Annotated in this window: 9 protein-coding genes; all 9 read left to right on the plus strand. The window is 70.5% G+C overall.

Features of this window, described 5'->3' with window-relative positions; genetic code table 11:
* The coding region (locus tag ACWEN3_RS34255; protein WP_452978921.1) for a DUF5941 domain-containing protein at positions 1-1637 on the plus strand (1637 nt) is incomplete at its 5' end.
* Positions 1634-2386, plus strand: coding sequence for a phosphocholine cytidylyltransferase family protein (locus ACWEN3_RS34260; RefSeq protein WP_452978924.1), 753 nt, complete (start codon positions 1634-1636; stop codon positions 2384-2386). The genes ACWEN3_RS34255 and ACWEN3_RS34260, both read left to right, overlap by 4 nt.
* Positions 2374-3435 carry an iron-containing alcohol dehydrogenase family protein gene (locus tag ACWEN3_RS34265; RefSeq protein ID WP_452978926.1) on the plus strand — a complete coding sequence of 354 codons (1062 nt, stop codon included), beginning with the start codon at positions 2374-2376 and terminating at the stop codon, positions 3433-3435. Before ACWEN3_RS34260 ends, ACWEN3_RS34265 begins: the two co-directional genes overlap by 13 nt.
* Positions 3413-4192 (plus strand): CDP-alcohol phosphatidyltransferase family protein, encoded by a 780-nt coding sequence (locus tag ACWEN3_RS34270; protein WP_452978929.1) that lies wholly within the window; start codon positions 3413-3415, stop codon positions 4190-4192. The genes ACWEN3_RS34265 and ACWEN3_RS34270 overlap by 23 nt, the downstream gene beginning before the upstream one ends.
* Before the next feature lie 5 nt (positions 4193-4197).
* Positions 4198-5070 (plus strand): glycosyltransferase family 2 protein, encoded by an 873-nt coding sequence (locus ACWEN3_RS34275; protein ID WP_452978943.1) that lies wholly within the window; start codon positions 4198-4200, stop codon positions 5068-5070.
* A gap of 58 nt (positions 5071-5128) precedes the next feature.
* Entirely contained in the window at positions 5129-6058 is a 930-nt protein-coding gene (locus tag ACWEN3_RS34280; RefSeq protein WP_452978932.1) for an ABC transporter permease, read from the plus strand.
* On the plus strand, positions 6051-6851 hold the full coding sequence (locus ACWEN3_RS34285) for an ABC transporter ATP-binding protein (protein ID WP_452978935.1): 801 nt from the start codon (positions 6051-6053) through the stop codon (positions 6849-6851). The genes ACWEN3_RS34280 and ACWEN3_RS34285 overlap by 8 nt, the downstream gene beginning before the upstream one ends.
* Positions 6852-7211: 360 nt before the next feature.
* Positions 7212-8108 (plus strand): squalene synthase HpnC, encoded by an 897-nt coding sequence (gene hpnC, locus ACWEN3_RS34290; RefSeq protein WP_452978938.1) that lies wholly within the window; start codon positions 7212-7214, stop codon positions 8106-8108.
* A partial coding sequence (locus ACWEN3_RS34295) for a squalene/phytoene synthase family protein (RefSeq protein WP_452978940.1) occupies positions 8105-8917 on the plus strand: 813 nt, incomplete at its 3' end. The genes hpnC and ACWEN3_RS34295, both read left to right, overlap by 4 nt.

Below are 8917 nucleotides of genomic sequence, written 5' to 3' on the forward strand. Positions count from 1 at the left end.
TGGTCGACGCCCGCTTCGTCGGCCACCCGCACGCCCTGCGTCTCGGTCTGACCGACCCCCGCTTCCCGCTCGCCGCGGTCCCCGGCGCCGTCACCGCCCAGCCGGCGGCGCGGCAGGCGCTGACGCGGGCCATGGCCCGCGAGACCTCGACGGGCGGCGGCACGGCCGTCGCCGTCGAAAGCCTCGCCGACCACATCGTCACCGCGCTCGACGCCGACGGCGGCGACGTCCACCGCCCCGAGCTGGGCAGCCTCGTCGCCGTCGTCCCCGCCGACCCGCAGGCCCGCAACGAGGCCCGGCAGGCCGTGGCCGCCGTCGACGACGAGGCCGTACGCCTGAAGTCGGCCGTGAAGTCCCGCGACGGCTTCTTCACCACCTTCTGCATCAGCCCCTACTCGCGCTACATCGCCCGCTGGTGCGCCCGCCGCGGCCTGACCCCGAACCAGGTCACGACCGCCTCGCTGCTCACCGCGCTCATCGCGGCCGGCTGCGCCGCCACGGGCACGCGCGGCGGGTTCATAGCCGCGGGCGTGCTGCTGATCGCGTCCTTCGTCCTGGACTGCACCGACGGCCAGCTCGCCCGCTACGCCCTGAAGTACTCCACCCTCGGCGCCTGGCTCGACGCCACCTTCGACCGGGCCAAGGAATACGCCTACTACGCCGGTCTCGCCCTCGGCGCCGCCCGCGGCGGCGACGACGTCTGGGCCCTCGCCCTCGGCGCCATGATCCTGCAGACCTGCCGGCACGTGGTCGACTTCTCCTTCAACGAGGCCAACCACGACGCCACCGCCAACACCAGCCCCACCGCGGCCTTCTCCGGCCGGCTCGACAGCGTCGGCTGGACGGTCTGGGTGCGCCGGATGATAGTGCTGCCGATCGGCGAGCGCTGGGCGATGATCGCGGTCCTGACGGCGGCGACGACCCCCCGGATCACCTTCTACGTCCTGCTCGCCGGCTGCGCCCTGGCGGCGACGTACACCACGGCGGGCCGGGTGCTGCGGTCCCTGACCCGCAAGGCGCGGCGCACCGACCGGGCCGCCCGGGCGCTGGCGGACCTCGCCGACAACGGCCCACTGGCCTCCTTCGCGGCCCGCTCCACACGGGTCCGCCTCGGCTCCCCGCTCCGGGTGGCGCTCGCCGGTGCGGCGGTCCTCGCCGTGTCCCTGTTCTCCGGTGTCACCTGGGCCCCGGTCGCGGGCGCGGTCGTCTACGCCGTCACCTCCGGCCAGGCGCTGCACCGCCCGCCCAAGGGCGTCCTCGACTGGCTGGTCCCGCCGCTGTTCCGCGCCGCCGAGTACGGCACCGTCCTGATCCTCGCGAGCAAAGCGGGGGTAAACGGTGCCCTCCCTGCGGCTTTCGGCCTGGTGGCGGCCGTCGCCTACCATCACTACGACACGGTGTACCGCATCCGCGGCAACGCCGGAGCGCCTCCGGCCTGGCTGGTGCGTTCCATCGAGGGACACGAGGGGCGGACGCTGCTCGTGGCCGTCCTGGCCGCGCTGCTCACCGCCTCGCTGTTCAAGGTCGCGCTCACGGTCCTCGCCGTGGCCGTAGCCCTTGTGGTGCTCGTCGAGAGCATCCGCTTCTGGGTGTCCGCAGGGGCTCCCGCCGTACACGATGAAGGAGAAACCGCATGATCGGCCTCGTGCTGGCGGCCGGCGCCGGACGGCGTCTGCGCCCCTACACCGACAGCCTCCCGAAGGCTCTGGTGCCTGTGGGCCCCGCCGGCATAGAGGGGGAACCGACGGTCCTGGACCTGACGCTCGCCAACTTCGCCGAGATCGGCCTGACCGAGGTCGCGATCATCATCGGCTACCGCAAGGAGGCCGTCTACGAGCGCAAGGCGGCCCTGGAGCAGAAGTACGGACTGAAGCTCACCCTCATCGACAACGACAAGGCCGAGGAGTGGAACAACGCCTACTCCCTGTGGTGTGGCCGTGACGCCCTCAAGGACGGCGTGATCCTCGCCAACGGCGACACCGTCCACCCGGTCTCCGTCGAGAAGTCGCTGCTCGCGGCGCGTGGCGACGGCAAGCGGATCATCCTGGCCCTCGACACCGTGAAGTCCCTCGCGGACGAGGAGATGAAGGTCGTCGTCGAACCCGAGAAGGGCATGACGAAGATCACCAAGCTGATGGACCCGGCCGAGGCCACCGGTGAGTACATCGGCGTCACCCTGATCGAGGGCGACGCCGCTCCCGAGCTGGTCGACGCGCTGAAGACGGTCTGGGAGACCGACCCGCAGCAGTTCTACGAGCACGGCTACCAGGAGCTGGTCAACCGCGGCTTCCGGATCGACGTGGCGCCGATCGGCGACGTGGACTGGGTCGAGATCGACAACCACGACGACCTCGCCAAGGGACGGGAGATCGCGTGCCGCTACTGACCCGGCTGATCCCCTCGCCGGTCGTCGTGGACATCCGCCCGGGTGCCCTGGACGACCTGGCCTGCGTCCTCGCCGACGAGCGCATCGCGCAGTCCGGCCGGCTCGCCGTCGCCGTCAGCGGCGGCTCCGGCGCGAAGCTGCGCGAGCGCATCGCGCCCTCACTGCCGGGCGCCTCCTGGTACGAGGTCGGCGGCGGCACCCTCGACGACGCCGTACGCCTGGCCGGCGAGATGAAGTCCGGCCGCTACGACGCGGTGGTCGGACTCGGCGGCGGCAAGATCATCGACTGCGCCAAGTTCGCTTCGGCCCGGGTCGGCCTGCCCCTGGTCGCCGTGCCGACGAACCTCGCGCACGACGGCCTGTGCTCGCCGGTCGCCACCCTCGACAACGACGCGGGCCGCGGTTCCTACGGCGTGCCCAACCCGATCGCGGTCGTCATCGACCTGGACGTGATCCGTGAGGCCCCGGCCCGCTTCGTGCGCGCCGGCATCGGCGACGCGATCTCCAACATCAACGCGGTCGCGGACTGGGAGCTGTCCAACCGGGTCAACGGCGAGAAGATCGACGGTCTCGCCGCCGCCATGGCCCGGCAGGCCGGCGAGGCGGTCCTGAGGCACCCGGGCGGCATCGGGGACAACGACTTCCTCCAGGTGCTCGCCGAGGCGCTGGTCCTCAGCGGCATCTCGATGTCGATCTCCGGCGACTCCCGCCCGTCCTCCGGCTCCTGCCACGAGATCAACCACGCCTTCGACCTGCTGTTCCCCAAGCGGGCGGCCGCCCACGGCGAGCAGTGCGGACTGGGCGCGGCCTTCGCGATGTACCTGCGCGGGGAACACGAGGAGGCCGCCTTCACGGCCGGTGTGCTGCGCCGGCACGGACTTCCGGTGCTGCCGGAGGAGATCGGCTTCACCGTGGACGAGTTCGTCCGCGCCGTGGAGTTCGCTCCCGAGACCCGGCCCGGCCGCTACACGATCCTCGAACACCTCGACCTCAAGACGAACCAGATCAAGGACACCTACGCCGACTATGTCAAGGCCATCGGTAGCTGAACTCCGTCCGGTCGTCCACCCCGCGGGGGTGAAGGATCGGCGCAGCGGTGAGCACTGGATGGGACGCCTCTACATGCGTGAGGTGTCCCTGCGGGTCGACCGCTACCTGGTCAACACCAGGGTCACGCCCAACCAGCTCACGTACCTGATGACCGTCTTCGGCGTGCTCGCGGCCCCGGCGCTGCTGGTGCCGGGGATCCCGGGCGCCGTGCTCGGCGTGGTCTGCGTCCAGATGTACCTGCTGCTGGACTGCGTCGACGGCGAGATCGCGCGCTGGAAGAAGCAGTACTCGCTGAACGGCGTCTACCTGGACCGGGTCGGCGCCTATCTGACCGACGCGGCGGTGCTCGTCGGCTTCGGCCTGCGCGCCGCCGACCTGTGGGGCGGCGGCCGCATCGACTGGCTGTGGGCCTTCCTCGGCACGCTGGCCGCGCTCGGCGCCATCCTCATCAAGGCCGAGACCGACCTCGTCGGCGTCGCCCGCCACCAGGCCGGCAAGCCGCCGGTCAAGGAGGCCGCCGCCGAGATGCGCTCCTCCGGCATGGCGCTGGCCCGCCGGGCCGCCGCCGCCCTGAAGTTCCACCGGCTGATCCTCGGCATCGAGGCGTCCCTGCTGATCCTGGTCCTGGCCGTCGTCGACCAGGTGCGCGGCGACCTGTTCTTCTCCCGGCTGGGTGTGGCGGTGATGGCCGGCATCGCGCTCCTCCAGACCCTGCTGCACCTGGTGTCCATCCTCGCCTCCAGCAGGCTGAAGTGAGCGCCGTGAAGGTCGGCGCCGTCATCATCACCATGGGCAACCGGCCCGAGGAACTGCGGGCCCTGCTCGACTCGGTCGCCAAGCAGGACGGCGACCCGGTCGAGGTGGTGGTCGTCGGCAACGGCTCGCCCGTCCCGGACGTCCCCGAGGGCGTGCGGACGATCGAGCTGCCCGAGAACCTCGGCATCCCCGGCGGCCGCAACGTCGGCACCGAGGCCTTCGGACCCAGCGGCCGGGATGTCGACATATTGCTCTTCCTCGACGACGACGGCCTGCTCGCCCGCCACGACACCGCCCAGCTGTGCCGTACGGCGTTCGAGGCGGACCCCGGGCTCGGCATCATCAGCTTCCGCATCGCCGACCCCGAGACCGGCGAGACCCAGCGCCGGCACGTGCCGAGGCTGCGCGCCTCCGACCCGATGCGCTCCTCCCGGGTCACCACCTTCCTGGGCGGCGCCAACGCCGTCCGCACCCGTGTCTTCGCCGACGTCGGCGGACTGCCCGACGAGTTCTTCTACGCCCACGAGGAGACCGACCTGGCCTGGCGGGCCCTGGACGCCGGCTGGATGATCGACTACCGCTCCGACATGGTGCTGTACCACCCGACGACCGCCCCCTCGCGGCACGCGGTCTACCACCGCATGGTCGCCCGCAACCGCGTCTGGCTCGCCCGCCGCAACCTCCCCGCCCTCCTCGTCCCGGTCTACCTCGGCGTCTGGGTGCTGCTCACCCTCCTGCGCCGCCCCTCCGGCCCGGCCCTGCGCGCCTGGTTCGGCGGCTTCAAGGAGGGCTGGACCACGCCGTGCGGTCCGCGGCGCCCGATGCGCTGGCGCACGGTCTGGCGGCTGACCCGGCTGGGCCGCCCTCCGGTGATCTGAGAAGCTTCTCTTACCTGAAGAGAGCAAGCTTCTTACCGAGAGAGTCCGGATTTCCCTCGTGAGTCACACAACCCATGACGGCGGTGTCGCGGTGAGCGCGATACCGTCGCCCGACGAAGGCCTGACGGCGGCGCAACTGGCCGCCAAGTACGGGCTCGCCGTGAGCGGCGCCAGGCCCTCGCTCGCCGAGTACGTCCGGCAGCTGTGGGGGCGGCGCCACTTCGTACTCGCCTTTTCGCAGGCGAAGCTGACGGCTCAGTACAGCCAGGCCAAGCTCGGTCAGCTGTGGCAGGTGGCGACCCCCCTGCTGAACGCGGGCGTGTACTACTTCATCTTCGGCGTCATCCTGCACGCGAGCCGCGGCATGTCCAAGGAGGTGTACATCCCGTTCCTGGTGACGGGCGTGTTCGTGTTCACCTTCACGCAGAGCTCGATCATGTCGGGTGTGCGCGCCATCTCCGGCAACCTGGGCCTGGTGCGCGCCCTGCACTTCCCGCGCGCCTCGCTGCCCATCTCCTTCTCGCTCCAGCAGCTCCAGCAGCTGCTGTTCTCGATGATCGTGCTGTTCGTCGTGGCGATCGGGTTCGGCAGCTATCCGAGCGCGTCCTGGCTGCTGATCGTGCCGGTGCTGCTGCTGCAGTTCCTGTTCAACACCGGACTCGCGCTGATCGTGGCCCGCATGGGCGCGAAGACGCCGGACCTCGCGCAGCTGATGCCCTTCGTCCTGCGCACCTGGATGTACGCCTCGGGCGTGATGTTCTCCATCAGCAAGATGATGGAGGGGCGTCCCGAGTGGGCCGTCCGGCTGCTCCAGGTCAACCCGGCGGCGGTCTACATGGACCTCATGCGCTACGCGCTGATCGACGGCTACGGCGCCTCGAACCTGCCGCCGCACGTGTGGGCCATCGCCCTGTTCTGGGCCGTGGCCGCCTTCGCGGGCGGTTTCGTGTACTTCTGGAAGGCGGAGGAGCGGTACGGCCGTGGCTGAGCAGAACACCGCAGCGGTCACGCGTGACCACCGGCCGACGGTCATCGCGGACGACCTGCACATCGTGTACCGGGTCAACGGCGCCAGGAGCGGCAAGGGAAGCGCGACGGCCGCCCTCAGCCGCATCCTGCGGCGCGGCTCCGACGACACGGCGCGCGGGGTGCGCAAGGTGCACGCCGTCCGGGGCGTGTCCTTCGTCGCCTACCGGGGCGAGGCGATCGGCCTGATCGGCTCCAACGGCTCCGGCAAGTCCACCCTGCTGCGCGCCATCGCCGGCCTGCTGCCCGCGGAGAAGGGCAAGGTCTACACCGACGGCCAGCCGTCCCTGCTGGGTGTGAACGCGGCCCTGATGAACGACCTGACCGGCGAGCGGAACGTCACCCTCGGCGGTCTCGCCATGGGCATGTCCCGGGAGCAGGTCAGGGAGCGCTACCAGGACATCGTCGACTTCTCCGGCATCAACGAGAAGGGCGACTTCATCACGCTGCCGATGCGCACGTACTCCTCCGGCATGGCGGCCCGGCTGCGCTTCTCCATCGCCGCCGCGAAGGACCACGACGTCCTCATGATCGACGAGGCCCTCGCCACCGGCGACCGCAAGTTCCAGAAGCGTTCGGAGGAACGCATTCGGGAACTGCGCAAGGAGGCCGGCACGGTGTTTCTGGTCAGTCACAACAACAAGTCGATCCGGGACACCTGTGACCGCGTCCTGTGGCTGGAGCGCGGTGAGCTGCGCATGGACGGGCCGACCGAAGAGGTCCTGAAGGAGTACGAGAAGTTCACGGGCAAGTGACCGGTTTCGGCCAGGGCCCCGACGGAACTCGTCCGGCGGGGCCCCGCGTCCGCAAAGGAACCGTCAACTCCTGTGCCGGCAAGGAATCTTGACGCTAATCGGTGTGTTGTTGTGATGCGCAGGACACCCCCACGGACCACGCTGCGTTGTACAACGTAAGCTGTACGGGTGCCGGAAAGCGGCAAGTGGGGCGATAATACGCGACACCCTGTGCCGGGGCGGCCCTGCGGATCGCCGGGCGGCGTGTCCGAAATAGTGTGTATTGGGTAGGCAGTGTAGAACGGGAGATGTGACGGCAATGGCTACGGAAACTCCCCAGCTCAACGCAGCATGTGCCGTCCCCGCCCCAGGCAGCGCCCGATGACGGCCATCGGGACGGCGCAGGATCCGGAACGCGCCACCCTGGACAAGGCCACGAGCGAGAACTTCCCCGTGGCCCCCTTCTTCCTGCCCCGGGACTGGCGCGACGACCTCATGGCGGTCTACGGCTTCGCCCGCCTCGTGGACGACATCGGCGACGGCGACCTCGCCCCCGGCGGAGCCGACGCCCGTCTGCTCGGCGTGTCGGCCGCCGAGGCCGACAATCGCCTGGTCCTGCTGGACGCCTTCGAGGCCGATCTGCGCCGCGTCTTCGACGGCGCCCCGCGCCACCCCCTGCTGCGCCGCCTCCAGCCCGCCGTCCGCCGCCGCTCCCTCACCCCCGAGCCGTTCCTCGGCCTGATCGCCGCCAACCGCCAGGACCAGCTGATCACCCGGTACGAGACCTACGACGACCTCCTCGCCTACTGCGAGCTGTCCGCCAACCCCGTCGGCCGTCTCGTCCTCGCCGTCACCGGCACCTCGACCCCCGAACGGATCCGTCTGTCCGACGCGATCTGCACCGCGCTGCAGATCGTGGAGCATCTCCAGGACGTCGCAGAGGACCTCGGCCGCGACCGGATCTATCTGCCGGCCGAGGACATGAAGCACTTTCACGTCCAGGAAACGGATCTCGCCGCGAAAACCACAGGCGCATCGGTGCGCGCCCTGGTTGCATACGAAGCGCAACGCGCCCGCGATCTGCTGAATGAAGGCGCCCCCTTGGTGGGTAGCGTCCACGGCAGGTTGAAGCTGCTGCTCGCGGGGTTCGTGGCGGGGGGAAGGGCGGCGATCGGAGCGATCGCCGCCGCCGAATACGACGTACTTCCCGGCCCGCCCAAACCCGGCAAGCTCCAGTTGCTGCGTGAGGCGGGCGTGATCCTGCGAGGAGAGGGGTGATCCGGACCGTGGATTCTCCGTCGCACGTGTCCGCACCGGTACTCGCCGCCTACAGCTACTGCGAGACCGTCACCGGGCAGCAGGCCCGTAACTTCGCGTACGGCATCCGGCTGCTGCCGACGCCCAAGCGCCGCGCCATGTCGGCGCTGTACGCGTTCTCCCGGCGCGTGGACGACATCGGCGACGGCGACCTGGCCGACGACGTGAAGCTGTCGCGGCTCGAGGACACCCGGGCGCTGCTCGCCCGGATCCGGGAGGACGAGGTCGGGGAGGACGACACCGACCCGGTGGCCGTCGCCCTCACCCACGCCGCGCGCGCCTTCCCGATCCCGCTCGGCGGCCTCGACGAGCTGATCGACGGCGTCCAGATGGACGTGCGCGGGGAGACCTACGAGACCTGGGACGACCTGAAGGTCTACTGCCGCTGTGTCGCCGGTGCCATCGGCCGCCTCTCGCTCGGCGTGTTCGGTACCGAGCCGGGCGCCCGCGGCGCCGAGCGCGCGTCCGAGTACGCCGACACCCTCGGCCTCGCGCTCCAGCTCACCAACATCCTCAGGGACGTCCGGGAGGACGCCGAGGGGGGCCGTACCTACCTGCCCGCCGACGACCTCGCCAAGTTCGGCTGCTCGGCCGGGTTCCGCGGGCCGATGCCGCCCGAGGGCTCCGACTTCGCCGGCCTCGTGCACTTCGAGGTGCGTCGGGCCCGGGCCCTTTTCGCCGAGGGCTACCGGCTGCTGCCCATGCTCGACCGGCGCAGCAGCCTGCGTGCCGCTACCGATGTACGGGGCCCGAAGGCCCGCACACAGAGT

It is taken from the genome of Streptomyces sp. NPDC004561 (genome assembly GCF_053602155.1).

What these genes read in the sequence shown, in the direction of transcription:
- hpnC (WP_452978938.1), top strand. Translation starts at nt 7,212, where the DNA reads ATGACGGCCATCGGGACGGCGCAGGATCCGGAACGCGCCACCCTGGAC.
- ACWEN3_RS34270 (WP_452978929.1), top strand. Translation starts at nt 3,413, where the DNA reads ATGTCAAGGCCATCGGTAGCTGAACTCCGTCCGGTCGTCCACCCCGCG.
- ACWEN3_RS34260 (WP_452978924.1), top strand. Translation starts at nt 1,634, where the DNA reads ATGATCGGCCTCGTGCTGGCGGCCGGCGCCGGACGGCGTCTGCGCCCC.